We start from the raw sequence: 25,570 nt of genomic DNA, 5'->3' as shown, positions 1-25,570 counted from the left end.
CGGGAAGTTGAAGGCGGAAATGACGCCGACGACGCCGAGCGGATGCCAGGTTTCCATCATCCGGTGCCCGGGACGCTCGGTGGCGATGGTCAGGCCATAGAGCTGGCGCGACAGGCCCACCGCATAATCGCAGATGTCGATCATCTCCTGGACCTCGCCCAGGCCTTCCTGGACGATCTTGCCGGCCTCGAGCGAGACCAACCGGCCCAACAAATCCTTGTGGGCACGCAGTTCCTCGCCCAGCAGGCGGACCAGCTCGCCCCGGCGCGGCGCCGGAATTTCGCGCCAGGCCAAGAAAGCATCGTGTGCACGGCCGATGGCCTCCGTCACCTCGGCCGCAGAATGCTCGCGCAGCCGCCCGATGATGGCGCCGTCGATCGGCGAGCGCACGGCGAGTGTCCCGCCCTCGTAAGCGCTGCGATCGACGCCGAGCCGATCCAGCAGGGTGGAAACCTCATGCGCAGTGGTGGGGGCGGTCGACATGGCGGCGATTCTCCGGGGGACACGTTGGCCGGATGCTTAGCCGGTTGGTGCGCGCGGGTCATCCCCGAAACGACATCGTCGATAGAGTGCCGGAACGGGCGGGCGCCCGGTCGGCGAAACGACGGTCGAATCGTCGGTTCGATGAAGTGGAGGGTCGGCCCCCGCGGCCTCGTCGAGGCAACGGGGGCCGTCCTGGTCTCAGTTCAGTCCCAATGCGTGGGCCTGTGCCGTGGCGCTGGCGATTGCCGCCGCCGCATCGCCGCTCAGCAACTCGCCTTTGCCGACCAGCGTGTTGGCCGCCGCCGTCGCGACCTTGGCATAGGCCGCGAGGGTGCCGTAGCGCTCCTGCAGCGAGGGGCGCGGGTCATGCGCTTGCCGGCGTTGCGCCTCGGTCAGCGCGAAGGGCACCCACCCGCCCGTCAGGTCGCAGGCGTCGCCCTCGCTGAAGCCCGCTTTGCGGACGTTCCAGCCGGTATAGGTGCCGAGCGGCGCGCGCAGCGTGACCGAACGCACGCCGTCGATGTCGTTGCCGTCGGCATCGACCTGGGGCACCAGTGCCGGGTATTGCCGGACCGGAATCGGCGGTTCAACCGCGATGATCCCGCTCAGGTCGGGAGCATCGTATTGAAAGCCCCGGAAATAGACGGTGCGGGTGTTGAAGATGCCGTGCGGGTCGGTCACCGTCGGGATGGCCGGGAATACGAACCGGTTGAGCGGCACCAGACTGCGGTGCGCGAGGTTCGAATGGTCGCTGTCCGGTGGTTCCGTTCCCTTTGCGACCCAATGCTGCAATGCCACCAGCAGCGCCCGGATGTTGTAGGTATAGGAATTGGTGTTAGGCAATTGCTGGCAGATGCCGGTCGAGGTCGGCAGGGCCGCGACCGGCGAGAAGCCGCCGTGCTGCGTGCTGGAGAATTCATAGATCCGGACGTCCCGCGGCAGGCGCTCGTCGCGCGTGCCGGTCGGGTCGGTCGTGTCGGCCGCCCCGGAGGCCTGCCAATATTCGATGTCGCTCATGGTATGGACGACCTTGGGGCAGGTCTCCGACTGGCGGCAGCGATCGAACAGGCCGCCAAACTGGCCGGCGAGGGGATCGAAGCTCGGCTCGTAGGTCGCGGGCGCCTCGGGTCCCGGATATTGCTTCTCGGTATGCTGGGTCCCGGCCAGGCGGCCGGGCTGGGCGAAGCGCACGTTCATGTAGTTGCGGACCGACCCGATGTGCGGCTGCATCCCATCATAGACCTGGCGGCGTCGTTCGTCCTGGTTGAAGCCCAGGTCGAGGAAGGTGCGCAGCAGGCGGCCGCTTTGCGAGATGCCGTTCAGCAGGCTGTATTTGATTGCGCCCGCCAGCGGGTTGGGCGTCCCGGCCTCGTCGTGCCGGGCATGACGCAGGAACGAGCCCACGTCGCGGATTGCGGCCAGGCCCAGCCCCATGACGATCGGGTCCTTCGCCGTATAGACCAGTTCGTAGATGTGGTTGGTGTCGAAGCCGTTCTTGAGGCACACCTTCTGGGCGTTCGGCGTCCCGGGGAACGGCACGCTGGTGCAGTCGCCATAGGCCCAATCGCCGTTGGGGATCTTGACCTTGGGATCGTCCTGATGGACGCGCATGGTCATGGTGTCATGGGAATTGTCGAGCGTGACGGTCGCATAGCCCGGCGTATTGGAGCTGGAATCGGCCAGGATGTTCTGGGTCGTCGCCGCCGTGCCGAGGATGAATTCGGAGCGCACGACACCGGTGATCGTGCCGCCGTTGTGCTGATGGGCGATCACCGGCTTCATGGTGACCAGGCCCGGCAGCGGCAGCAGGTCCGGCTGCCAGCCGGCCCATACCAGAGTGAAGCCCTGCTGCTCCAGGAAACCGTCGCCGGCCGGGTTCGCGGTCGTCGCCCCGACATTATAGAATCCGGGATCGAGCTTGTTGCCGCGGTTGACGATCTCGAACAGCAAAGTGTGGTTGCCCTTGCTCTCGTCGACCGGCTTCAGGATCGAGATGTTGGTCGTGTATTCGACCATGCCGCGTGCGTTGCGGGGAGCGAGGTCGATGTCCTGGATGACCGCGTTCACCGGATCGCGCGGGTCGATCTCGCCATTGGCGACGCCGTCGAGTTCCTCATAGGCGCCGGTCGTTCCGAAGCCGGTGGTGCCGTAGGGCTGCGTGGGGGCGCCCAACACGATGCCGGTGACCCGGGCATTGGCGGTCGGCGCGAGGCCGACGAGGGTGATCAAACTTGCTGCAAGGCTTCCGGCCAGCGGCCGGCTCATGGAGCAGGGCTTTTTCACGATTTCCTCCCAGATTCTTCCCCATTTCTTGGCATTGATTTTATGGTTAATTTTTTCTGAAAATATACCGGTGCGGCCAATTGATCAATGTACCGATCGAGTGCCGATACTGGATTTGGCGAATGAAGCGGACGCGAATATTTCGAGGTAACGGCGCGGCCGGGACTGGTGGAACGGCCCGCAAGTCCGGATCGGATATCCATCGGCCTCCCGTCGCATCGGGCCCAATCGATAAAAAGTCCGACGAATGGCGTTTTTGGCTCCATCGGACGGTTGCCCTTCCACGCTCCCTGGGGAATGCTGCACTTCAACAAAGAGATCGATGATCCACGGGAGGGATGAGATGACGGGAATTACCCGGAGAAACTTCGTGACCAGCGCCGCGGCCGTCGGGCTTGGTGCCACCCTGCTGCCGCGCGGTCTGCGCGCGGCCGAATTCAGCTACAAGATGGCGAACAATCTGGCCGTCTCGCACCCGATGAATACGCGCCTGAAAGAGGCGGCCGACAAGATCCGCGAGGGCTCGGGCGGCAAGGTCGACATCCAGATCTTCCCGAACAGCCAACTGGGCGGCGATACGGACATGCTGAGCCAGGTCCGTTCCGGTGCGCTCGAATTCTTCACGCTGTCCGGACTCATCCTCTCGACCCTGGTGCCGATCGCCTCGATCAACGGCATCGGTTTCGCCTTCAAAGATTACGATCAGGTCTGGAAGGCCATGGACGGCGATCTTGGGACGCACGTGCGCCAGGCCATCTCCAAGGTCGGCCTCGTGGCGTTCGACAAGATGTGGGACAATGGCTATCGCGAGATCACGTCCTCGACCAAGCCGATCCTGAAGCCCGAGGATCTGGCCGGTTTCAAGATCCGCGTGCCGGTCAGCCCGCTGTGGACTTCAATGTTCAAGGCGTTCGGTTCGTCGCCGGCGAGCATCAATTTCTCGGAGGTGTATTCCTCGCTCCAGACCAAGATCGTCGAGGGCCAGGAAAACCCGCTTGCCATCATCCAGTCCGGCAAGCTGTACGAGGTGCAGAAATACTGCTCCATGACCAACCACATGTGGGACGGTTTCCATTTCCTGGCCAATGCCAAGGCGTTCGCCGAACTGCCGAAAGCCATGCAGGACCTGGTGCAGGAGAGCTTCAACAAGTCGGCGCTCGACGAACGGGCCGACGTAGCCTCGATGAACGACAGCCTCAAGGCCGATCTGACGTCCAAGGGCCTGACCTTCGCCAATCCGGATCCGCAACCGTTCCGCGACGCGCTGAAGAAGGCCGGCTTCTACGCCGAATGGAAGCAGAAGTACGGTGACGAAGCCTGGGCGCTGCTCGAAAAGAACGTCGGCAGCCTCGCTTGACCGCGGCCGGAGGAACGGGGCGATGAGCATGGCCGCTGCCGAGGTCGGGAAAAGTGCGGCGACATCCGGTGGCGGCCGGTTCGACCTGTGGCTGGGGCGGTTGACCGAATGGCCGGCCGCCGCGCTGGTCGTGGTCGAGATCTGCGTGCTGTTCGCCGGGGTGGTGTCGCGCTACGTGATCAACCGCCCGCTGATCTGGTCGGACGAACTGGCCTCGATCCTGTTCCTGTGGCTGGCCATGCTGGGCGCGGTCGTGGCGCTGCGGCGCGACGAGCACATGCGCCTGACGGCGGTGGCGATGCTGCTGCCGCCAATCTGGCAGGCTCGCCTCCGGGCGCTGGCCGCCGCCGTGGTCGCGGTCTTCGTGCTCGAGATCGTCGCGCCGGCGCGCGCATATGTCGAAGCGCAATGGTTCATCACCACGCCGGCGCTCGAAATCCACGACAGTTTCCGCGTGGCGGCGATCATCGTCGGCGCGCTGCTGATGCTGCTGATCGCGGTACGCCGCCTGGTGGCCGGATCCAGCCTGCTGCAGATGCTGGGCGCGCTCGCCGTCGTCGGCGCGGTCGCCGTGGGCTTCTGGCTCGCCAAGCCCTGGCTGATGAGCCTGGGCATCGGCAATCTGGTCGTGTTCTTCGTGGTGCTGGTCGCGATCTGCGTCGCGGTCGGCGTGCCGATCGCCTTCTCGTTCGGCGTCGCCACCATGTCCTACCTGGCCGTGGTCACGCGCATGCCGCTCACCATCGTGGTCAGCCGCATGGACGAGGGCATGTCGGGCCTGGTGTTGCTGGCGGTGCCGCTGTTCGTTTTCCTGGGCCTCTTGATCGAAATGACCGGGCTGGCACGCGTGCTGGTCGCGTTCATGGCCTCGATCGTCGGCCACGTGAAGGGCGGCCTCGCCTATGTGCTGCTGGGCGCGATGTATCTCGTATCCGGCATTTCCGGGTCCAAGGCCGCCGATATGGCGGCCGTGGCGCCGGCCCTGTTTCCGGAGATGAAGCAGCGCGGAGCGGCGCCGGGCGAACTCGTGGCATTGCTGTCCGCGTCCGGCGCTATGGCCGAGACGATCCCGCCCAGCCTGGTGCTGATCACCATCGGCTCGGTGACCGGCGTGTCGATCGCGGCGCTGTTCACCGGCGGCCTGCTGCCGGCGGCGGTCGGCGCGCTGGCGCTCGCCATCGTGGCCCGTCTGCGCTGCCGTCACGACGACGTGTCCGGCATCGAGCGGGCATCGTGGAGCGAGATCGGCAAGCGGTTCGTCATCGCCGTGCCCGCCCTGATCCTGCCGTTCGTGATCCGCGCCGCTGTGGTCGACGGCATCGCGACCGCGACCGAGGTCTCGACCGTCGGTATCGTCTATACGATCCTGGTCGGGCTGTTCGTCTATCGCCAGTTCGACTGGAGCAGGGTCGTGCCGATCCTGATCGAAACCGCCTCGCTGTCCGGCGCCATCCTGCTGATCATCGGCACCGCAACGGCGATGGCCTGGGCGCTGACCCAATCGGGTTTCTCCCATTCCCTGGTCGCGACCATGAGCGCGGTCTCCGGCGGACCGTTGGGATTCCTCGCCATCTCGATCCTAGTCTTCACCGTGCTGGGCAGCGTGCTCGAAGGGATTCCGGCCATCGTGCTGTTCGGGCCGCTGCTGTTCCCGGTCGCCCGCGCGCTCGGCATCAACGAGGTGCACTACGCCATCGTCGTGGTCCTGGCGATGGGCATGGGCCTGTTCGCCCCGCCGTTCGGGGTCGGCTTCTATGCGGCCTGCGCCATCGGCCGGGTCTCGCCCGATGCGGCCATGTCGCGCGTCTGGCCCTATCTGGCGGTTCTGCTGGCCGCGACCGTACTGATCGCGGCCGTGCCATGGCTCTCGATCGGTTTTCTCTGAGGCTGCTCCAAAACCGGCACCGCAATTGCGGAGAGGGAAGGGAACCGGGCATCACGCCCAGCCCATTCAGCCGGAAATAGGAGCAAGACATGGTTCGCAACGACATTCGCACCGCCCAAGAGCTGGCAGCCTGGATGAAGCGGATGAACCTGTCCCTGACGTCGGCCGCCGAGCAGCTTGGCCGCAAGCGGGCGACGATCGCTCGATATGTCAACGGAATCACGGACTTGCCGGAAAGCGTCGCGCGTCACGCCGCGGTGATCGAGGCGGCCCGCAGCGGCCAGCCGTTCGAAAGCCGGATGGCGCGGCGCATGCCGCGCATGGCCTGAGCCGGACGCCTGCGCCTCAAGCGCCGGCAAATATCCGGGTAATTTGCCAGGCAAAATGCAAGGAAGGCATTTTGAAACGCCGTGCGTGCCGCTGGTCGAACCTTCCGCCGCGGACGCCGGCTGGCTATAGTCCCGGCCATGCCGTCTTCCTTGCCGAACTCTCCGCCGAGCCGGAACGTTCCAGACCTGCTCGATGCCGCGGCCGCCGCGCTCGGGGCCGGGCAACTCGCCGAAGCACGCGGTCTATGCGACCGGGTGCTGTACCTGCAGCCGAAGAACGTCGACGGGCTCCATCTGCAGGGCCTGGTGCTCTGTTCTGCTGGCGATCCTGAAAAGGGCCTGCGGCTGATCCGCAGGGCGATCGCATTCCACCCTCGCTACGGCGCGGCCCTCAACAATCTCGGCAATATCCTCAAGGATCTCGGTCGCTACGACGAGGCGCTGGTCAGCTACGACAAGGCGCTCGCGGTCGATCCGACGCTCGTCCAGGCATTGTATAATTCCGGCAATGCTTTCCTGCGTCTCGGCCGCCCTGCCGACGCGCTGGCTCGCTACGATCGCGCCCTGGGTCTCAGGCCCGACGATCCGGCGACGTTGGTCAACCGGGGCAATGCTTTGGGCGAGCTCGGCCGTTTCGACGAGGCGCTGGCGAGCCTGGATCAGGCGCTTGCCGTCGATCCGGGCCTCGCCGAGGCGCACTACAATCGCGGCAATGCGCTGGTGGCGCTCGACCGTGTCGACGAGGCGCTCGCCTGCTATGACCGCACGCTGGCGCTGCAACCGACCTCCGTCGTGGCGCTCAACAATCGCGGCATCGCGCTCCAGAACGCCCGACGGTTCGACGAGGCGCTGGCGAGCTATCGGCAGGCGCTCGATCTCGACGCCGACGATGCCTGCACGCTCAACAACCTCGGCAATCTGCTGCACGAGCAGGGCCGGGTCGCGGAAGCGATCGACGCCTACGCCCGGGCCACGGCGCGCCGCCCAGACCTGCCCGGGCCGGCCAGCAATCTACTGATGCTGCGCAGCTATACGGAGGAACTATCCCCGGTCGAGATGCTGGCGGCGCACCGAAGCTGGGGCGCGCGCTTTGCCCAACCGCAGACCGCGCCATTTCCTGTGCGCGTGGCCGGCCGCCTGCGGATCGGCTATGTCTCCGCCGATTTCCGCACCCATTCGGTCGCCTATTTCCTCGAGCCGCTCCTGGCGCACCACGACCGGGCCCAGGTCGAAATCTTCTGTTACGCCCAGGGCCGTCAGGCGGATGAGACGACCGGACGCCTCCAGGTCCTGGCCGACCATTGGGTTCCGATCGAAGGTCTCGCCGATGGCGATGTCGCGGCCCGGATCCGTGCCGACGGGATCGACCTGCTGGTCGATCTGGGCGGGCACACGGGCAACTCCCGGCTTACGGTCTTTGCCTCTCGCTCGGCACCGGTACAGGTCACCTGGCTCGGCTATCCGAACACGAGCGGCCTCGCGACCATGGACTATCGCCTGACCGACGCGATCGCCGATCCGCCCGGTTCGACGGACGCCTTCCATACGGAAAAGCTGCTCCGGCTCGATGGCGGCTTCCTCTGCTATCGGCCACCGGGCAATGCCCCGGCGATAGTGTCGCCGCCCTGCCTGTCCTGCGATGTCGTGACGTTCGGCTCGTTCAATCATCCGGCCAAGCTGTCGGACGATACGGTGCGGGCCTGGGCCGGTCTGCTCGACCGCGTGCCCCGCAGCCGGCTGCTGCTGAAATACAAGATTTTCGAAGACCAGGCGACGCGACGGCTCTGCCAGGACCGGTTCGCGGCGGCCGGCGTGACGCCCGACCGGCTCGATCTGCTGGGGCACATCGATGATTCCCAGGGCCATCTCGCGGCCTATGGCCGGGTCGACCTGGCGCTCGATCCATTTCCCTACAACGGTACGACGACGACGTGCGAGGCATTGTGGATGGGCGTGCCGGTCGTCACCCTGGCGGGCTCCCGTCATGCCGGACGGGTGGGCGCCAGCCTTCTCCACCGCGTCGGGCTCGACGAGCTCGTCGCCGCGGATCTGGCCAGCTATGTCGCACTTGCCACCGATCTGGCAGGCGATCCGGACCGCCTCGCGGCCCTGCGGGCCGGCATGCGCGCGCGACTTGCCGGGTCGCCGCTGCTCGACGGTCCGGGCTTTGCCCGATCGGTCGAGGCGGTGTTTTTCGAAGTCAGCCGGCGATAGAAGCACGCGCCTCCAGCGCTTGCCGCAGCATGGCGATATCGGTCTGCAGGCGCAGCGCTTCCAGCCGCTTCAGCAGCGGAGCCAGCGTGTTCGATTCCAGCGCCGGCGTCTTGCCCAGGCGGCGAAGCACGTCCAGGACTGAGCGCGGGACCCTACGCCGAGCCGCCTTCGCGCGGCGAGGCGAGGGTGCCGCCCCATAGGCGATCGTAGGTCCAGCCGAGGCCGGGCAGGCAGCCGGGCAGCACACGGCCCTCGTCGGCGAAGCGGCGGCCGCGCCATTCCATGCCCTGCTCGAACCGGTGGGCCAGCAGCGGCCACCAGGGGCGGGGCAGCAGGCCGTGCTCGGCCCGGATCCGATCGATCTCGACGCCGCCCTCGACCGTGCGCTTGCGGGTGCTGGTCGAGCTGGGATTGAGCCGGCTGGCGCCCAGGAACCGGTCGACCCGGTCGACCCGGCCGATCATCATGAAGCGGGCGAACAGGTCGAAATCCATCGCGAAGCGGTATTTCGCGTCGATGCCGCCGGCGCGCTCGTACAGGCCGCGCCGCCAGAAGCAGGTTTCCTGCGGAATGCGCGGCCAGCGGCGCATCTTGCGGCCGGAATGGCGGGGCAGCAGCCAATAGGCGACGGCGCGGTCGGCCGTATCGATCATGACCCGGTGGCTGTAGATCATGTCGGTCTTCGGGTGGGTGGCGAAATACCAGGCGACGAATTCCAGGGTCTCGGGCGCCAGCATGTCGTAGCTGTTGACCCAGCCCATGATCTCGCCGGTCGCCCGGGCGAAGCCACGCTGCAGGGCCGGCGCCGGACCATCGTCGGGCGTGCTCTCGATATAGGCGAAATGCCGGCGATAGCGCTTCAGGATCTCCAGCGTGCCGTCGGTCGATCCGCCGTCCATGACGATATATTCCAGGCGCGGATAGCGCTGGCCCAGCACCGAGGCGACGGTACGCTCGACGAAGCGCACCTGGTTCAGGCTGGGGGTGACGAGCGTGATGCGCGGGCGTTCCATCGCACTCAACTCCGGCGGTCCGGTTTCAGCACGGCGTAGAGATAGTCGCCGCGGCCGCGCCAGTTCTGGAACAGACGGGCGGCCAGCGCCGTCGTCTCGGCGGCACCGCGTGTGTCGGGATCGGGCGGCAGGCCGTGCGGCACGGCGCCCATCAGGCCCAGTTGGTTGAGGCGCAGGCTGAGCCAGCTCCAATAGGGATGCGACCAGGTGCGCGTGCGCAGCAGGCGAAGGCCGCTCGACCGCGCCAAGCCCGCCAGCGTCCGGGCCGAGAAGACGAAGCGCTGGAACGGCGGGTGCCAATGGGCCCAGGTCGGGCCGAACCGCTCGATCTGGGCCGAATCGAGATTGGGGGTGCTGATCAGGATCAGGCCATCGGGCTCCAGCAGGCGCGCCGCGCGTTGCAGCGCCATCAGCGGCTCGGTCGCATGTTCGAGCGCCTGGGCGAGGATGACGAGATCAAACCGTTCTTCGATCGGGATGACGCGCAAAGCGTCCTCGATCCCGCCCAGCCAGACGCCGTGCCCCTTGGACCGCGCGGCCTCGGCGGCACGTTCGCTCGAGTCGCAGCCGAAGGTCTGCCAGCCGTCGGCACGGAAGCCATCGAGCAGCTCGCCCTCGAAGCAGGCGAGATCGAGCACGCGCAGCGGCGTCGTGCGGCGTGGCAACAGACCACGCAGCATGCGCTTCATCTCGCGCATCGTCGGATCGGCCCAGGGCACCAGGGACCGGCGCAACGGGGCGGGCACCAGACGCGCGGCCAGTGCCGCCGTACGCCCGATGGAACCCCGGTAGTATCGGAACGGACTGGCGCTTTCCTCGGCCGGAACCCGGATGTCCCGGCTCTGGCCGCCATAGTGCCATTCGTGCAGACGGCGCAGAGTGGTCCGGTCGAGCTCCGGGCCGATCGCCGCGACGTGGTTTTCCGGGTGGTACCAGATCTCGTTCAGGCCCGGCTCGCCGAACCTCGTGTCCGGGCTCGAAAACAGCAGCCGCTTCGGCACGCTGCCCGATACCGGGCAGCGTGCGGGGGCGGGCGGTCGCGCCGTGGTGCCGCGCGGGCCCGGCACATCCTCGTCGAGCGCCAGCGGAAAATAGAGCCGGCGATGCGGCCCAAGCCGTCGGGCCATGGACTCCAGCCATTCGATGAGCCCGAGGGCGATATGGCCCGGCCACTCCGCCAACCGTTCCGCCCGTGACCGGCCGGACGCGAGCCGGGCCGAGACCAGTGCGGCTTCGGCTTCATAGCCTGCCATGTCTTCGCTCAATTGCCCGGACCGCACCCGGAAGGCGCTGACGTGGCCGTCGAGCCGGCGCAGCGGATAGCGCCGTGCCAGGGCCAGCCAGAACGCCCAGTCGCCGGCGAGCCTCAACGTGCGATCCAGACCGCCGACCGCGTCATGGGCGATGCGCCGGAAGAATACGCCGTCCTGGAACAGGAAATGGCCGTCGAGCAACCGCCGGAAATCGACGAGGCCAAGCGGCTGGTTGGCGAAGCGCCAGTCGCCGATGGTCAGCAGATTTTCGAAATAGATGACGCGATCGTCCGGAAACGCCGCGAAATGGCGACCGACCCGGTCGAGCCCGCCCGGCAGGTATAGATCGTCGGCGTCGAGCCACGCGAAGACCTCGCCGGTTGCGCGCGCGAAACCTTTGGCGACCGCGTCGTAGAGACCATCGTCGGGCTCGGCGATGACCAGGTCGAGCCGGTCGGCGTAGCCCCGGATGATCTCGCGGGTCCCGTCGGTCGATCCGCCGTCGACCACGATATATTCCAGGTTCGGATAGGCTTGGCCCAGCACCGACTCGATCGTCTCGGCGATCGTCTCGCGCGCGTTCAGGACCGGCGTCACGATCGAGATCCGGGGCAGCGGCGCGGGCTTCGCCTCGGACGGCGGTGCCGCCTGGCACCAGAGTCCGTCTGCCCAGCGACCCAGCGTGCGGAGCGCGTCGTGGAGACCGGAGCGCCCATCGCCGCGTTCGACCGCGGCATCGCGCCGCCGGAAGTGATCGGTGACTGTGGTCAGCCGGGTCTCGAGCGTCGCGGCGCGTCGAACCAGCGCCGCGATCTCGTCGGGAGCACTGGGCAGGGTCGCAGGCCCGATCGGACCGACCAGGAGTTCGAGCTGCTCCGGCTCCCCCGCAGACGATGCGGTCACGGGATCATCGACCACGGACGGGTCGCCGGTTCATCGCAATGGAGGGGCGAGCCGTGGGGGTCGATGGAAGCCATTTGTGGTCGCACATGCCTCCCACCATCGCAAACGCCCCGCACAGGGTCAACCGGTCCGCCCGTGCGATCTCTAACGGAATTTTGCGGTATTCTGTAACGGCGACGTTACGAGTCATCGGCGGCGTTTTCGTGTCCATTGAAACCATGCTCCGGGTGCGTCAGGATGACGCCCAAGACAGTCCAAAGCGGGTCTTTTCCTGCCCGCCAACACCGTCGCCGCTCATTTCCACAATGCCCTTCTTCCCCTGGCGTTGATGCGCTGGATCTGGTTGACGGGTATGTGCCGCGCTCTGTCGCTGCACCCAAAAATAACGGCTTCACGTGACTGGGGAATCAACATGCTTGTTTCGCGTTTTGCGATCGGGGCGGCAGCGGGCGCCGTTGCCGTAATGGGTCTTGCGTCGGTCACGCCCGCGAGGGCGGCAGCCGTCACCCAGCAGGTACAATCGAGCCAGCAGGTCGGCTTCGAAGTGTTCCTGCCGCTTCGGAATGTGGCGGATCTGAATGCGCTTTTGGAGGCGCAGCAGATCGCGGGCTCGCCCAGCTACCAGCAATGGCTGTCGCCGCAGCAGTTCCATGACCGCTTCGGTCCGACCGACGCCCAGGTGGCGAGCGTCAAGGCCAGTCTTGCGGCCGCCGGCCTGACGGTGACGGACGTCCATACGCGCAGCCTGCATATCGAAGGCAGCGCCACCGCGGTGCAGAAGCTGTTCGGTACGCGGCTCGTCTATACGACGAACGGCGCCGGCGGCGTGCGCATGGCGGCCCAGGGCGGCATCGTGATGCCCCAGGCGCTCAGCAAGGAAGGCGCCATCGTCGCGCATTTCGCACCCGGCGTCCGGATGCGCGAGCATGCGCGCGCGGTGAAGCTCGATGCCAACGCGCTGGCCGCGCCGGAGAATCGTCTCTCCGCCGCCGGCCCCTATTGGTACAACGACCTGAAGCAGGCTTACGACTATCCATCCTATCAGACCAAGGCACCGCTGACCGGTCGGCAATTGAACGGTCAGGGCGCCAATGTCGCGATCGTTATGTCGTCCGATGTCCTCGATTCGGACGTCAAGGCCGTGTTCGATCATGAGCATTGGTCGACGACGACCGGAACGCCGGATCCGAAGCTGACCGGCCGCGTCGCCATCAACGGGGGCGCTCCGTTCAGCACAGACAGCGGGGGCTCGTTCGAGGCATCGCTCGACGTGCAGCAGGTGCTGGGCGGCGCGCCCGGTGCCAACGTGGTGCTGTACAACATTCCCGACCTGTCGGACGAACAGGTCCTCGACGCCTACCTGACGATCGTAGAGACGAACCGCACCGACATCGTGAGCTCGTCGTTCGGCGGCTGCGAACTGTTCTATACCGCCGCCTACAATGGCGGCGTCGACCAGTCCGGCATCCTCGACGTTTATGACGACCTGTTCAAGCAGGGCAATGCCCAGGGCATCACGTTCATCGCCAGTTCCGGCGACAGCGGCGGCCTCGGCTGCCCGAGCGCCGGTTATCTGAGCGGGTTGCCGGCCACGTTCCTGGCCGGTGTCGAAGAGCCGGCGTCGAGCCCGCACGTGACGGCTGTCGGCGGCACGAACCTCATCACGACCACCCCGCCCAGCCCGCAGACCAATCCGCCGACCCTGACCTCGAAATACGTGTCGGAGAATGGTTTCGGCGATCCGGAGCTGCCTTACGACCCCTATGGTCTCGGCACTAATGTGAGCGGAGGCTATTGGGGTGCCGGCGGCGGTATCAGCGCGCATTATCCCCGCCCGAGCTACCAGAGCCTGATCCTGGGCCTCGAGGTGGTGAAGTCGCGGATGCGGACCGTACCGGATCTGGGCATGCAGGTCGGCGGTTGCCCGTCGGGCATCGTCGCCCCGACCTGCGGTGCGGATAAAACCCGCAGTGCCGTGATCATCAGCTTCGGCGGCGAGTTCGTCGGGGTCATCGGCACCTCGGTCGCGGCACCGGAGTTCGCCGGTGTCGCCGCACTCGGTGTCCAGCGCTTCGGCCACCGCCTCGGCAACCTGAACACCTATATCTACAACAGTGCGTTCGTTCAGCATCTGCTGGGCGCTTCGTTCGCGCCCTATCGCTTCTACCACCAGAATATTCCGGGCTTCGACGGGCTCTACAGCACCGATTCGAACCTGCAGCCCTACAACTTCATCACGGGCAATGGCACGCCCGACGTGCGGAACTTCCTGGCACTGCCCACCGCAGCGGCGGCCGGCAATCCGCAGACGGCCAGCAACCCCTGAGATCCATCGGATTTCAGCGAAGAGGAAATGGCGGGGGCAACCCCGCCATTTCTGCTTTCGGGCCGAGGGCGTTGCTTGGTCGCTATCCGCCCAGTTGGGCCAGCAGGGACGAACTCAGCAGATTGCCGTGGCCGGCCGCGCTCACGGCCGGCTTGACCTGGCCCAGCGCGGCACCGGCCTGCGTCTGGCTCTTGGTTTCGGCGCCGACGTCGGCCAGGCTGAACTGGACACCCTTGTCGTGCTTCTTCAAGGCGGCAAAAGGATTGTCCGCAATTGGCGAACGGGGATGGGTCAAGGCGGCGGCTTCGGTCATGCTAAGGTCTCCTCGATCGGCGAAGCATCGTGATGGCAGCGGCGACGCAAACCGGATACCAACAAGGAAAGCCTTCTGCATGAAGGGTTTGGCGTGAGTTTTTCTCGACCGGAGCAGCGGTGCGGCAGTTTTTGCCCGGCAACCGTGGTCGGCACGGGGCAGGGCCGTCATGTGCGGTAGGCTGTTCCAAACCAGCCCGCCGCGTCGGCTCGCGGCGTTGTTCGGCACCGTCAATCCGCTGAGCAATGCCCCGCCGCGCTACAACGCGGCGCCGACCGATCTGCTGTTGACCGTCCGGCACAATCCCAAGACCGGCGAACGGGCACTCGATCCGCTGCGCTGGGGCCTGGTGCCCCATTGGGCGAAGGATGCGAAGATCGGCGCCTCGCTGACCAATGCGCGCGCCGAGACCGTCGCCCAGAAGCCGGCCTTCCGGGACGCGTTCGCCCGCCGTCGCTGCCTGGTTCCGATCGATGGTTTCTACGAATGGCATCGGCCGGCGGAAGGGGCGAAGCAGCCCTACGCCTTCGCCCACCCGGCCAACGGTACGGGCGACCGGCCGCTGCTGGTGCTCGCCGGCCTCTGGGAATCCTGGAGGGACCCCGCCGGCGAGATCCTGCGGACCATCACGCTGATCACGACCGAGGCAAACGGGGTGATGGCGCCCATCCACGACCGGATGCCGGTCATTCTCGGCGCGGAGGATTGGGCCGCCTGGCTGGGCGAACGGCCGGGCGACGTATCGGCGATGCTGCGGCCCTGCGCTGACGGGTTGATCGATCATTGGCCGGTCTCGCCGGCCGTCGGCAACGTCAGGAATCAGGGTGCCGAGCTGGCACTTCCACTGGTGTCGTCGCGATGATCTGCGGCCCGAACAGGCGCTTGGCAGTAACAATGACCTTGCGGATGTATTTCAGGCTCTCCGCCTTGGTGCGGGAATGATACCAGCCGACGCCCGTCCAGAACTCGCCAGCCGCGTTGATCTGGCGGCGCAGCAGACTGGCCGTGACGCGAATGTTGAAGCAGCCGTCATACTGCAGCAGCGCGCGCGTCGCTTCAGGCGACTGATGGATCTTGCGGGAAATCTCACCGACCCACACGGTATTGATCTGCCCCGGACCGTAGTCCTCGCTGCCGTTGTGGTTGGACGAATGGGTGCCTTCGTGGCCGGCTTCGACCGTCAGCACGGTCATGAGGATCGGCGGCGGCAGGTCGGCCGTCTGAGCGGCGAGGTAGATGCAGGCGGCGGCCGCTTCCGGGAGCATGGGCGCTCAGGGTCAATCGTTGAATACAGCTTCGCTCATAGCAGAAATCGGCCCGTCGCACAGGGGCGATTCGCGGGCGATTCTCTCGTCGGGCGTCCGGCAATGGTATATAACCGCACAGCTGGCGCGGGGACGCTGGCGGGTCCGGGGGGATCAGCTAGGCAATGTCACCTGAATATGGGCGAAGCACGCGGATTTTGATCGGCGGCAGTTGCGGCGTTACGCTTTGGTTCGATTGCCAGACCCGCTTGCTGACCATGTCGAGATAGAAGTGGTTCTCGAATTCCCAGCCCAGCGGATGACTGACCCCGGTTTCGGTGAAACTCCGGGTCGTGATGTCGCCGTGCAGCAGCGTCACGCTGGCCGTACCGCTGGCTGCGAAGGTCGACAGGGTCGGCACGGAATACAGGTTCGCCTTGGGAAAATCGAGCAGCCTTGTGCAGCTGCCGGCCGCAACGGCGCCATTTGCGACCGGGTCGTCGCTGCCGAGGGCCGTAACCACGTCAACGTCGCCGCTTTTGAAGCGGATGACGCGGCCATGGCGCGTAATGATGGCTGACCGGTCTGCCGCGATCCAGGTCAGATCGTCGCCTTCGACCGTTGCCAGCACCACCATCGCTTCGGCGGCGCCTCCGACCTGGACACCGATGCTGGCAAAAGGCACCCGCTCGACATCCGCGTCGGTAAAGGCGCGCTCGCTGAAAAATTTGCGCGTCAGATCGATTGCGGCCGTAAGATTCGGATTGCGAGAGCTGCCGCAGCCTGCCAGTAGAAGCGTCCCCGCACCGAGAAGTGCGGACCGGCGCGTTATCTTTTGTGAATTTATCGTCACGAACTAACCTGTCTGGCCGAGCCATAGGAATTGAATATGCTAGCTGGTCGCCGTTTGGTTTTCACCATCATCCTCGGATTGGTCGCTGCGAGCGCGGCCGTGTCGGCGCGGGTGGCGGAGGCGCAGAGCCTGCCGGCGATCCCGCAGTCGTTGCTCGATCAATTGCAGCGACAGCAGGGCGGGGACAGCAACGAGATTTCCGTCCAGCAGCCGCTCTCGACCGGCCAGGATCGGAACGGCACCGGTCAGAACGGTCAGAACGGCCTGAACACTCAGCAGAACCCCTATGGCGTGGGAAATGGCCAGTCCAACGCGCTGAACCAGTCGCAGTTTGTGCAGTCTCTACCGGCAACTCCGCTCGAGCGGGACTATTCCTCGCGCGCCAGCACCCAGCTTCGTCTGTTCGGCCGCGATCTGTTTTCCCGGCCGACGTTCGGCGCCACGGGCATGGTCACTGGTGCCATTCGCGATACCTACGTCATGGGTTTCGGCGATGAAATCGTCGCGACGCTGCGCGGTCAGGTTTCGCGCACCTATCGCACGCGGGTCGGCCGCGATGGCCAGGTCGTGCTGCCCGACCTGCCACCGGTGCCCGCGGTCGGCCGCAGCTTCGGTGATTTCCGCACCGATCTCGACGCCGTCGTGAAGCGCTCCTACGTCAATACGGACGCCTTCGTATCGTTGGGCGAGGTCCGGCGGATTACCGTGCTGGTGACGGGCGAGGTCAAGAACCCCGGGCAGGCGCAGCTCAGCGCCTTCGGTACCGTGGTCGACGCGCTCAGTGGCCAGCTCACCCAGGGCGCCAGCCTGCGCAACGTGACGCTGACCCGCGATGGGCAGACGAAGACACTCGATCTCTATGCGTTGCTGACGACGACCAAGTCCGATATCGACATCAAGCTGACTGAGGGCGATCAGATCTCGGTCGCACCGCTGGGCGCCACCATCGCCGTGGCCGGCGATATCGCCCGACCGGCGATCTATGAAATCCCGCGCGGCGGCATTGCGACGCGCGCGTTGGTCGATCTGGCCGGCGGGTTCCTCCGTCCCGCCGGCAATCGGCTGATCCGGGTTTCCTTCGACGCGTCGGGTCGCCAGCGCACGACCGAGATCCAGGAGAACGCCCGCGTGACCTTGCAGCCCGGCGATCTGTTGATGGTCGGCAAGCGTGAGGATATCCAGGTCGATCAGGTCAGCCTCTTCGGCCGGGTGCGGGTACCGGGCGAGCGGGCCTTGGCGCAGGCGCATTCCGTCCGTGCGCTGATCGGCAACGGGACGAGTTTCGGTCTCGATCCTTACCTGCCACTCGCGGTGCTGATCACGGTCGACCCGGTCAGCCAGGTCCGGCACATGGAAAGCGTCGATCTTGCCGCCGTGCTGTCCGGCACGCGCGACTATCCATTGCACAGCCTGGATACGCTGATCGTGCTGGGCAAGGACGACGTCGCATACCTGAGTTCGTCGGACGTCCAGTCGGTGCTGGTCGGCCAGACGCCGCCGAGCCTGCTGGCCAATCGTCCGCTCGTCGCCGGTGAGTCTGCGCTGATCCAGCGCAGCGAGCCGGGGCTCATTGCCTCCACGACGGACGGTCGGCCCTCGTTCTGGCAGCAGCAGGGAAGCCAGGCGCAGTCGGCACAGCAGTCCGGCCAATCTTCTCTTCCCCAGATGCAGCAGCGACAGGTCGACGCCTACGACATCAATGGCCAGCCGCTGCAGCCGCAAAACGTGGCGCCGGTGTATACCGACCCCTACCTGGTCTCGTCCTGGCCGCGCTCGACCAACGATCCCGGCGTCGATGCCGATCCGCAGCCGTTCGACCAGAACGGTTCACCGCTTCCCAGGCCGATGGCTCGGCTGCCGGAGCGCCGTGGTTGCCCCGCCCTCCAGGAACTGGCCTCGATCGTCCAGTCCGACAGCGGCGGACGATTCAACAACGCCGTACAGTTGGCGAGCAACGGCGCATCGGGCGTCATCACCCAGAGCGTGCTGCCCTGTCCGACGATCATGGGCCGCTATCCCGATCTGTTGCCGTTCCTGGTCGAGCATGCGATCACGGTGCGCGGCGAGGTCCGGCGGCCCGGTATCTATCCGGTCGGCGAGGCGACCCTGGCCGAAGTCGAGCAGGCCGCCGGCGGCGTGACCCGCGCAGCGGATTTCAAGAACATCGAGGTCTCGCACTTCACCATCGATGGCGCCCAGGGGCGGGCGAACGTCGATCGCCAGACCCTGAGCCTGGCGCGCGCGGACTTCGCGCGCGTGCCGCTGTTCACCGGCGACGTGGTGCATTTCAATTCGGTCTACGACCGTCGCGATACCGGACCGGTCGTGCTGGCGGGCGAATTCAAGCAGGCCGGCCTGTTCGACATCCGTCGCGGCGAGAAACTGTCTGAAGTCGTCCGGCGCGCCGGCGGGCTGACCGACGATGCCTATCCCTATGGCGCCGTGCTGACACGCGTGTCGGCACAGAGGACGGAGCAGGAAGGCCTCGATCGAAGTGTCCGGCAGGTCGACGCCGGCCTGACGGCGGCCGTCGCCAACGCCTCGTCGGCGACGGCGAGCTCGAGCGCGTCGACGATCGCGTCGCTCCAGGCCGCGGTCACGGAGCTGAAGGCGACCAAACCCGTGGGTCGCGTGGTGTTCGAGGCCGATCCGACCACCCTCGCGTCCCGTCCCGATCTCGACATCATTCTCGAGCCGGGCGACAAGATCAGCATGCCGAAGCGGCCGAGTTCGGTGGCGGTGACCGGCGACGTGCTCAATCCGAGTTCCCAGCAGTTCGAGCCGGGCCTGTCGCCGCAGGAATATGTCAGGCGCGCTGGCGGCTATCTGCAGACCGCGGACGAGGACCATGTCTTCATCGTTCTGCCGAACGGCGCCGCTGAACCGGTCAGTTCGTCTATGTGGAATTTCTCGAAGACGGCCGTCCCGCCGGGAAGCACGATCGTCGTGCCGCGCGACCTGTCGCCGGATACGCTGTCGGTCATCCGCGACGTGACGCAGGTGCTGAGCCAGATCGCGATTACGGCCGCCTCGCTCGCCGTCATCAACAACTAAGGGGCGGCGGTCAGGTCCGAGACAGTGGTGGCTTCGACAGCACCCGGTTCCCGCCATTGGCTTCGGGTGATGGCGGGCGTGGCTTTCCTCTGCGCGGCCGGCGCCGCGCATGCCGACGGCGAACTGAGCGAAATCCTCGATCCGGGGCAGGGGCTCTTCCCGACTCAGAGCGACATCAGCGGTATCGGCCTGTTTCAGGTACCGTCCGCCCGTATGGGCGAGGAGGGCGACGTCCGCGCGAGCGGCAGCTTCATCACGCCTTATCATCGCTTCGTGTTTTCCGGCACCGCCTTTCCCTGGATGGAGGGCGTGTTCCGCACCACCCAGATTACGAACGTGCCGTTCGGCCCCAATGGCTTCGGCGGTCACCAGAGCTACCGTGACCGCGGCTTCGACTTGCGCTTCCGGCTGTGGCAGGAAGGGCCGATCATGCCGGACCTGACGCTGGGCGTGACCGATTTCGCCCAGTTCGGCAGCTTCGATGAAGAATATCTGGTCGGCACGAAGCGCTATGGAGACTTCGACGTCACCGTGGGCCTCGGCTGGGGGCAATTGGCCAGCGATGGTCAATTGCCGAACCCGTTGAAGTACTTGTTCGGTCATTTCGCCAAGCGGCATCCCATCAACACCGCGGGTGGCTTTCGCACCGATTTTTTCACCGGCCCGGACATGTCGCTGTTCGGTGGCTTCGAATACAAGACGCCGATCGATGGCTTGATCTTCAAGCTCGAGTTCAATCCGAACGACTATCGCCACGACGCTTTCAACGAGATCGAGAAGATCAAGCCGGCGGGTCCGATCGACGCGGGCTTCGTCTATCGGCCGTTCGCATCGGGTCCGGAAGTGTCGCTCGCGATGGAACGCGAGAACACGATGATGCTGCGCGTCGGTTTCAAGACCAATCTCGGCAAGCTGACCGGCGCCGAAGCGCCGAAGTCGCAGGAAGCTCGGCAAATCGATCCGCAGCGCGCGCCGGTCGGACCACTTCCGCTCGACGAAGTCGCGGACCGGGATACGGTTGCGGCCAAGGCGCCCTTGATCGGTCCCGCGCCGACGGTCCTGCCGCGCCGGGAGCCAGTGCCGCAACCGCTGCCGCCGGAAAGCTGGAACGCCTTGGCGGATCTCGGCCTGACCGCCGACCGGTTCGGCTTCCGCATTCTCTCGATCGGCACGACGGCGGGCGTGCGGCTCGTGACCCTGGTGCGGCTGAGCACTGCCCGCGGCGATCTGTCGGAGGATCTCGGCAGCTTCGCGCGTATGGCGGGGCGGCTGCAGCCGGCGGTCGATCGCGTCGAATTGACGCTCGACGAAGCCGGCACCGAGCGACGCCTACATTTCGATCTGCCGACGCTCGAGCGTGCAGTTGCCATGACCGGGCGCACCGCCGAGAGCGTGCGCGCGCAAAATCCGACGCCGAGCGTGACGGCCGCGCCGCACCGAACGATCAGAGAGCTCGATCGGAACATTGCGCACGCGATCTTCTCCGATCTCGCGGCAGCAAAAATGATCGGCTACACCTTCGAGATCAAAGGTCACGAAGCGATCCTGCGTCTGGGAAACTATCGATATCGATATACGCCCAAGGCCTTGGGTGACGCCGCCCGCATCATCGATGCGCGCGCTCCCGCCGAAGTGACGGAAATTACGATCGCCGACGTCGAGGCTGGCGTCGAAGTCGTGCGCGTGCGCATGCGGCGCGACGATCTGCAGCGCGCCTTCACGGGGCGCGGTTCTGCGGCCGAGGTGCTGGCTCATGCGGAACTCAACGGTGGAGAGCAACTAGGCGACAACGCATTCGCAAACGAAGATGTCTTTCCGGACTTCAGCTATCGGATTCGTCCTCGCCTGAAGACCCAGTTGAACGGCCCCGACGGCTTCTTCCTCTACTCGTTGTACATGGGGTTGAGTTCCGAGGTTCAGCTGCGCCCGGGGCTGACGATTGCCGGCGATTTCGGCGTGAACATGCTGGATAACTTCAATCGGCTGCAGAATCCCTCGAATAGTTTGCTGCCCCACGTCCGCAGCGACATCAAGGACTATTTGAAAGACGGCAAATATGGAATCTCGAGCCTTTATGCGAATTATACGACCCGTCTCGGCGGCGATTTCTACGGGCGCCTGACCGGCGGATTGCTCGAGGACATGTATGCCGGCGTCGACGGAGAAGTGCTCTACCGCCCCTATGGATCGCGCTGGGCGTTCGGCTTGGAGCTCAATCAGCTCTATAAGCGCAGCTTTCATGAGCAATTCGGCCTCCAGAGCTACAACGTCGCCACCGGGCAGTTGGGCATCTATTACGACATGCCCTGGTATGGGCTGCAGAGCACGCTCAAGGTCGGACGTTATCTGGCGCGCGATATCGGCTTCACCTACGAGATCTCGCGACAGTTCGAGAGCGGCGTGCGGGTCGGCGGCTTCTTCACCATCACCAATGTGCCGGCCGCGATCTACGGTGAAGGACGCTTCGATCGCGGCCTGTTCGTCAGCATTCCCATCGATCTGGTGACGCCGTTCCCCAGTCGCTCGACCATCGGCACGGCCTATCGTCCGTTGACCAGAGACGGCGGCCAGATGCTCGTCAGCCCAAAGTCGCTCTATTGGGAGACGCGAGGGCAGGATCCGGGGCATATGAGTGAAGACTGGGATCATTTTCTGCAATAAATTATCTTGGAAACGATCAAGACAGATCACCAGCTGAATGCTGTTTCAGTCGACATGGCGGGGGTGTTCATTCAAAATATTTTGAACATGCTACCATATCTTCCGTGTATTTCTCTGGGTTCGGAGAATACATCTGGCATGAGCGGATAGGTTCTTCTTGATCCCTCATTTTGCGCAGGCGACGCTTGAAATAATTCGGGTTGGTGGCCCGGGATCGGTATGTTAATCAAACCGCGCTGGCGTGGGCGGGTGCTTTCCATGTCGGGTCTGCGGAATGATGGAGAAGTGTGTTGAAGCGTGCGCTGATCACCGGGATTACCGGGCAGGACGGATCCTATCTGACGGAACTGCTGCTGGGTAAGGGCTACGAGGTGCACGGTTTGCTGCGCCGGGCGAGTTCCTTCAACACCGAACGCATCGACCATCTCTATCACGATGCCCATGTCGCCGGACCGAAGCTGACCCTGCATTACGGTGACGTGACCGACGGAACCGTCCTGCGCCGGGTGCTGGAAAAGGTGCAGCCGGACGAGGTCTATAATCTTGCCGCCCAGAGCCACGTGCGGGTGTCGTTCGACGTGCCGGAATATACTGCCGACGTGGTTGCGACCGGGGCGCTGCGTCTTCTGGAAGCCGTACGCGACCATATGGCGAGCGGCGCCAGCAAGGTCCGGGTCTACCAGGCTGGCTCGTCCGAGATGTTCGGCGCGGCCCATCCGCCGCAGAGCGAGGCGACGGCCTTCTACCCGCGTAGCCCCTACGCGGTCAGCAAAGTTGCAGCCCACTGGTACGGCATCAACTATCGCGAAGCCTACGGCATGTTCGTAACGAACGGGATCCTGTTCAATCACGAGAGCCCGCGTCGGGGCGAGACCTTCGTGACCCGTAAGATCACGCGCGCGGTCGGGCGCATCAAGGAAGGGCTGCAGGAAAAGCTGTTCCTCGGCAATCTCGACGCCAAGCGCGACTGGGGCTTTGCCGGCGATTACGTCGAGGCCATGTGGCTGATGCTTCAGCATGATAAGCCCGATGATTTCGTCGTCGCGACGGGCGAGAGCTATTCGGTGCAGCATTTCGTCGAACTGGCGTTCGGCCAGCTCGGGCTCGACTGGCAGAAATATGTCGAGCTGGACCCGCGCTATCTGCGGCCGACCGAGGTCGACGCCCTGCACGGCGATCCGTCCAAGGCCGAACGGACGCTCGGCTGGAAGCGCAAGGTGTCGTTCCCGCAATTGGTCGCGATGATGGTCGAATCGGACCATGAACTCGCGCGACAGGAAACGGTCCTGCGCGACGCCGGCCATGCCGGTGCCGCCCGCGGCGCGGCGAACCGCTGACCGGGCCGGCATCATGAGCGCTCTCGATTTCCCGCTGGCCGGCAAGCGGATCGCGATCGCCGGCCATCGTGGCATGGTCGGCAGCGCCCTGGTCCGTCGTCTGGCCCGGATCGATTGCGAGGTCCTGGGCCTGGGACGGGCCGAAGCGAACCTGACCAACCAGGCCGAGACTTTTGCTTGGCTCGAGCGGCACCGTCCCGACGCGCTCGTCGTGGCGGCGGCCGAGGTCGGGGGAATCCTGGCGAACAGCACCCGGCCCGCATCATTCCTCTATGACAATCTGGCGATCGAGGCGAATTTGATCGAAGGCGCCCGGCGCGCCGACGTTGTCAAACTGCTGTTCCTTGGCTCGACCTGCATCTATCCGAAGTTCGCTCCGCAGCCGATGCCAGAGGAATCCCTGCTGACCGGGTCGCTCGAGCCGACCAACGAATGGTATGCGATCGCCAAGATTGCCGGCGTGAAACTGTGCCAGGCCTATCGCCGGCAATACGGCCTGAACTACATCTCGGCCATGCCGACGAACCTGTATGGCCCGTTCGACAATTTCGATCTCGTCTCGAGCCATGTCCTGCCGGCGCTGATCGCGAAGACGCATCACGCCAAGCGGACCAGGGCCGAGACGCTGCCGCTCTGGGGCACCGGTACGCCCCGGCGCGAATTCTTGCATGTCGACGATCTGGCCGATGCCTGCGTGTTCCTGCTCGAGCGCTACGCCGGCGAAGGGCCGATCAATATCGGGGTCGGTGAGGACGTGACCATCAATGACCTCGCCGCCCTCGTCGCGCGCGTCGTTGGCTGGGAAGGGCACTTCGTGCACGATCTGGACAAGCCCGACGGCACGCCGCGCAAGCTGGTCGATGTTGCGAAGCTGACCGCACTCGGCTGGACGGCGACCATCTCGCTCGAAGACGGCGTGCGGGCCAGCTACGAGTGGTATTGCGAGAACGTCGCGGCCTGAGCGATGGCAGGCCGCTCCGAACCAACCCCGTCGGACGTGATCGGCGACTGCGCACCGGCGTCCATATCCGCGGCCGTGCGGGTCTTGCCGTTTCAGCCCCACTGCTTCGCATTCGGCGGGTTCGAGGTTCAGATGCTGGGCGCGCTCGCTGCGGCGCGGGAAGCCGGCGCGGACGTGGCGCAGATGAACCCCTGGGATCGTGATGGCTCGTTCTCGATCCTGCATATGTGGGGCCTGGAATCCGCCCACTATCCGTCCGCCTACTGGGCGAACCAGGCAGGCAAGGCCATCGTTTTCAGCGCGCTCTTTCCCTATTCGAGTCCACTCCGGCGTATCCGTCATTGGGGCCTGACCATTCTGGGCCAGGAACGGACGCGTATGGGCATGATCCCCTGGATTTCGGCCCTGACGGTGGTCAACTCGCTTCAGGCGGACTATGCCCGGCACACTTTGGGCGTGCCGGCGGACCGGATCCATGTCATTCCCAACATCATCGAGGATCAGTTCTTCGATCCGGCGGTCGGCGGCGAGCCGGCGCCCGTGTCGCTGGAACGATATGTGCTGTGCACCGGGAACATCTGCCGTCGCAAGGATCAACTGACCCTGGTTCGCGCCTGCCGTCGTCTGGGCGTTCCGCTGCTGCTCGTCGGCAGCGTGCTGACGGGCGAGGAGGCCTACGGGCAGGCCGTTGCGGATGCCATGGCCGGGCGATCCGACATGCAGTGGATCCGCGGGCTGCCAGCGGGATCGCCGGAACTGGCGGCGACCTATCACGGCGCTGCGGCGTTCGCCTTGCCGAGCCATCGCGAGCAGCAGCCGATCTCGGCCTTGGAAGCCGCGGCGGCAGGCGTTCCACTGGTACTGGGCGATCGCGCCTATGCGCGGCAGGAATTCTATGCCAATGCCGCTCTTGCCTCGCCGGGCTCCGAGATTTCCGTGGCAAACGCCCTGCGCAAGGCGCTGGACGCCCCGCAGCGGCACCAGCCGCCGCGGGAAACCCTGGAACGATGCCGTCGAGCGACGGTCGGTGCCGCTTATGCTGCGCTCTATGCTGGGATCATCGAACGTCAGGCGAATATGACGGAGCCGCGCTAGCGCCGT

General features: G+C 65.5%; 19 protein-coding genes. 11 read left to right on the top strand and 8 right to left on the bottom strand.

Translation table 11 applies throughout. The features are described from left to right. Positions 1–483: aldehyde dehydrogenase family protein (locus tag VGV37_RS08885; protein WP_326879299.1), on the bottom strand; the 483-nt coding region annotated here is incomplete at its 3' end. A 198-nt stretch (positions 484–681) separates the two neighbouring features. Further along, complete coding sequence (locus VGV37_RS08880; protein WP_326879298.1) at positions 682–2,766, bottom strand: alpha/beta hydrolase domain-containing protein; 2,085 nt, start codon at positions 2,764–2,766, stop codon at positions 682–684. Between the two features lie 370 nt (positions 2,767–3,136). Here VGV37_RS08880 and VGV37_RS08875 point away from each other — a divergent pair, with 370 nt between their 5' ends. From VGV37_RS08875 to VGV37_RS08860, 4 genes are all read left to right on the top strand, one after another. Next, entirely contained in the window at positions 3,137–4,123 is a 987-nt protein-coding gene (locus tag VGV37_RS08875; protein ID WP_326879297.1) for a TRAP transporter substrate-binding protein, read from the top strand. A gap of 22 nt (positions 4,124–4,145) precedes the next feature. After that, the gene (locus tag VGV37_RS08870; protein ID WP_326879295.1) at positions 4,146–6,008 is read left to right on the top strand and encodes a TRAP transporter large permease subunit; all 1,863 of its coding nucleotides are present in this window, start codon (positions 4,146–4,148) and stop codon (positions 6,006–6,008) included. Positions 6,009–6,097: 89 nt separating this feature from the next. Further along, positions 6,098–6,337 carry a hypothetical protein gene (locus tag VGV37_RS08865; protein WP_326879294.1) on the top strand — a complete coding sequence of 80 codons (240 nt, stop codon included), beginning with the start codon at positions 6,098–6,100 and terminating at the stop codon, positions 6,335–6,337. Positions 6,338–6,475: 138 nt separating this feature from the next. After that, entirely contained in the window at positions 6,476–8,551 is a 2,076-nt protein-coding gene (locus tag VGV37_RS08860) for a tetratricopeptide repeat protein (protein WP_326879293.1), read from the top strand. Here the strand turns inward: VGV37_RS08860 and VGV37_RS08855 are convergent. From VGV37_RS08855 to VGV37_RS08845, 3 genes are read right to left on the bottom strand one after another with little or no spacing between them, the layout of a single operon-like run. Next, positions 8,538–8,681, bottom strand: coding sequence for a hypothetical protein (locus VGV37_RS08855; RefSeq protein ID WP_326879292.1), 144 nt, complete (start codon positions 8,679–8,681; stop codon positions 8,538–8,540). The genes VGV37_RS08860 and VGV37_RS08855 overlap by 14 nt on opposite strands. Positions 8,682–8,703: 22 nt before the next feature. Then, entirely contained in the window at positions 8,704–9,564 is an 861-nt protein-coding gene (locus VGV37_RS08850) for a glycosyltransferase family 2 protein (protein ID WP_326879291.1), read from the bottom strand. 5 nt (positions 9,565–9,569) lie between these two features. Then, positions 9,570–11,720 (bottom strand): glycosyltransferase, encoded by a 2,151-nt coding sequence (locus tag VGV37_RS08845; RefSeq protein WP_326879290.1) that lies wholly within the window; start codon positions 11,718–11,720, stop codon positions 9,570–9,572. A gap of 463 nt (positions 11,721–12,183) precedes the next feature. Here VGV37_RS08845 and VGV37_RS08840 point away from each other — a divergent pair, with 463 nt between their 5' ends. After that, complete coding sequence (locus VGV37_RS08840) at positions 12,184–14,046, top strand: S53 family serine peptidase (protein WP_326879289.1); 1,863 nt, start codon at positions 12,184–12,186, stop codon at positions 14,044–14,046. A gap of 82 nt (positions 14,047–14,128) precedes the next feature. Here the strand turns inward: VGV37_RS08840 and VGV37_RS08835 are convergent, their stop codons facing one another. After that, positions 14,129–14,359, bottom strand: coding sequence for a hypothetical protein (locus VGV37_RS08835; RefSeq protein ID WP_326879288.1), 231 nt, complete (start codon positions 14,357–14,359; stop codon positions 14,129–14,131). 169 nt (positions 14,360–14,528) lie between these two features. Here VGV37_RS08835 and VGV37_RS08830 point away from each other — a divergent pair, with 169 nt between their 5' ends. After that, positions 14,529–15,221, top strand: a complete 693-nt coding sequence (locus VGV37_RS08830) for an SOS response-associated peptidase (RefSeq protein WP_326879287.1) — start codon at positions 14,529–14,531, stop codon at positions 15,219–15,221. Here the strand turns inward: VGV37_RS08830 and VGV37_RS08825 are convergent. Both VGV37_RS08825 and VGV37_RS08820 read right to left on the bottom strand, forming a co-directional pair. Beyond that, entirely contained in the window at positions 15,172–15,624 is a 453-nt protein-coding gene (locus tag VGV37_RS08825; RefSeq protein WP_326879286.1) for a lytic transglycosylase domain-containing protein, read from the bottom strand. The genes VGV37_RS08830 and VGV37_RS08825 overlap by 50 nt on opposite strands. A 157-nt stretch (positions 15,625–15,781) precedes the next feature. Beyond that, complete coding sequence (locus VGV37_RS08820) at positions 15,782–16,456, bottom strand: YjbF family lipoprotein (RefSeq protein ID WP_326879285.1); 675 nt, start codon at positions 16,454–16,456, stop codon at positions 15,782–15,784. Positions 16,457–16,492: 36 nt separating this feature from the next. On the opposite strand from VGV37_RS08820, the gene VGV37_RS08815 reads away from it, so the two are divergent. The 5 genes from VGV37_RS08815 to VGV37_RS08795 all read left to right on the top strand — a co-directional run bounded on the left by VGV37_RS08815 (position 16,493) and on the right by VGV37_RS08795 (position 25,564). Continuing rightward, entirely contained in the window at positions 16,493–19,510 is a 3,018-nt protein-coding gene (locus VGV37_RS08815; protein ID WP_326879284.1) for a polysaccharide biosynthesis/export family protein, read from the top strand. 78 nt (positions 19,511–19,588) lie between these two features. After that, on the top strand, positions 19,589–22,171 hold the full coding sequence (locus tag VGV37_RS08810; RefSeq protein WP_326879283.1) for a YjbH domain-containing protein: 2,583 nt from the start codon (positions 19,589–19,591) through the stop codon (positions 22,169–22,171). Between the two features lie 290 nt (positions 22,172–22,461). After that, on the top strand, positions 22,462–23,508 hold the full coding sequence (gene gmd / locus VGV37_RS08805) for a GDP-mannose 4,6-dehydratase (protein WP_326879282.1): 1,047 nt from the start codon (positions 22,462–22,464) through the stop codon (positions 23,506–23,508). Between the two features lie 13 nt (positions 23,509–23,521). Next, entirely contained in the window at positions 23,522–24,469 is a 948-nt protein-coding gene (locus VGV37_RS08800; protein ID WP_326879281.1) for a GDP-L-fucose synthase, read from the top strand. 132 nt (positions 24,470–24,601) lie between these two features. Beyond that, entirely contained in the window at positions 24,602–25,564 is a 963-nt protein-coding gene (locus tag VGV37_RS08795; protein ID WP_326879280.1) for a glycosyltransferase family 4 protein, read from the top strand. The last annotated feature ends 6 nt before the right edge of the window (positions 25,565–25,570 follow it).

This window comes from Aliidongia sp. (assembly GCF_035943795.1).
Lineage (GTDB): Bacteria > Pseudomonadota > Alphaproteobacteria > ATCC43930 > CGMCC-115725 > Aliidongia.
This window is presented reverse-complemented; position numbering and strand designations above follow the sequence as displayed.